The 1,639-nt window shown below is 33.6% G+C and carries 2 protein-coding genes; both read left to right on the forward strand.

The features are described 5' to 3' along the window. Nucleotides 1-181 precede the first annotated feature (181 nt). Nucleotides 182-811 carry a helix-hairpin-helix domain-containing protein gene (locus tag EQ827_RS08665; protein WP_181190577.1) on the forward strand — a complete coding sequence of 210 codons (630 nt, stop codon included), beginning with the start codon at nucleotides 182-184 and terminating at the stop codon, nucleotides 809-811. Next, a partial coding sequence (locus tag EQ827_RS08670) for a ComEC/Rec2 family competence protein (protein ID WP_181190578.1) occupies nucleotides 780-1,639 on the forward strand: 860 nt, incomplete at its 3' end. The genes EQ827_RS08665 and EQ827_RS08670, both read left to right, overlap by 32 nt.

The following is a 1,639-nucleotide window of genomic DNA, read 5'->3' on the forward strand; positions in this document are numbered from 1 at the left end:
AAATATTTAACAGTGATCGCAACGTCCGAAACAATTATACAATTGCCAAAAAAGCAGCTACTCGTTTAAATACTAAGATGAAAATTGTACCTGTTAAAACTCTTGATGATGCTTGTAATTATTTAAAAACACACCGGTAAAATGGTGTTTTTTTTTTGTAATTATAAATGGGTGATAATAATTGGAAAATATAATTGCATGGGTTAAAGAACATTTGAAAATTGTAGGGTTAGTAATTTTAACAGTAATTATCTTAGTATGGCAGTTTTGGCCTCAACCATCTGTCCAGAATAATAACGCTGTAAATTTTGAGGAACCTAAAAAAAAGCACAAGTCTCTAGAGTCCACTTCAAGTACTTCCAAGTGGATTATGGTTGATGTCCAAGGCGCTGTCAATAAGCCTGGCGTTTATCGGCTTTTAACAACTGCACGTGTTTATGATGCGATTCAACATGCTGGTGGGGTAACTGATAAAGCTGACTTACATACTATTAATCAGGCACAAAAGCTTCATGATCAAGCACAAATTTATGTCAATGAAAAAGGAGAAGCAGCTACTACTAATAATGTTTCTACTAGCAATAATCAAAAATCTAATGGCAGTATAAATCCAGGTACTCAACAAATAAATTTAAATACAGCAGACGCCACACAACTACAAAATTTAACTGGAATTGGACCTAAAAAAGCTGAGTTGATTGTTCAATATCGCCAAGAACATGGAAATTTTAATAAAATTGAAGATCTTGCTCAAGTTCAAGGTATTGGAGATAAAACTGTTGAAAAGCTTAAATCTCAACTCACAGTTTGATAATCGCGGTTGGTATATTTATTGGGCTTTAGTTCTGCAATTAGCAATTGTTATTGCAAATAAATCCCTTATTTGGCTATGGTCTTTACTTATATTATTATTATTTATTACTGCTTATAAAAATCAACGCTATTTTCTTCTTGTGGAGATGATAATTTTATTTATTTTAGGATTCTTTTTAGGGCAGCCGACAAAGGCCCAAATCCCAACTGCAACTCAAATTATTGCTAATCCGGATCAAATTAAAATTAATAATGATTGGATTTCAGGTACAGGAAAATTATTAGATGGCTCAAAAGTTAGTTTTAGTGGCTCTATTCCAGCTCATAGTGTTATTCCAGATCAGAAGGTATTGATCAAAGGTGATTTTCAATGGCAGAAAATAACTGCAGCCACAAATATTGGTGAGTTCGATTTTCAAAAGTATTACCGTTACCAAAAGATTTATTATCGCGGAGTAGCCAAAAATATCCAGTTGAACGCAATTACTAAAAAAAGCAATATTCTAGACTATCTTCATATTATCCGATTTCGATGGCTGAACTCTTTAAAAAAATTACCACATTGGTTAAGGGTGAATGCGAGTAGCTTATTGCTAGGTGATTTTGATGCTAATGAAGCTGATTTACGGCAGGGATTAACTAATTTAGGAATTATTCATATTTTTAGTATTTCAGGACTACATGTTTATATGTTAGTGGATTTTATTATCAAAATAACTTCTTGGGCTCGTTGTCCGCGGGAGCGTATTGATATCTTGTTGCTCTTTTTTTTGCCACTATTTGCAATTATTGCTGGAAGTGGTGTCGGAGTCTGGCGGGCTTGTGG

It is taken from the genome of Bombilactobacillus bombi, from assembly GCF_013607485.1.
GTDB lineage: Bacteria > Bacillota > Bacilli > Lactobacillales > Lactobacillaceae > Bombilactobacillus > Bombilactobacillus bombi_A.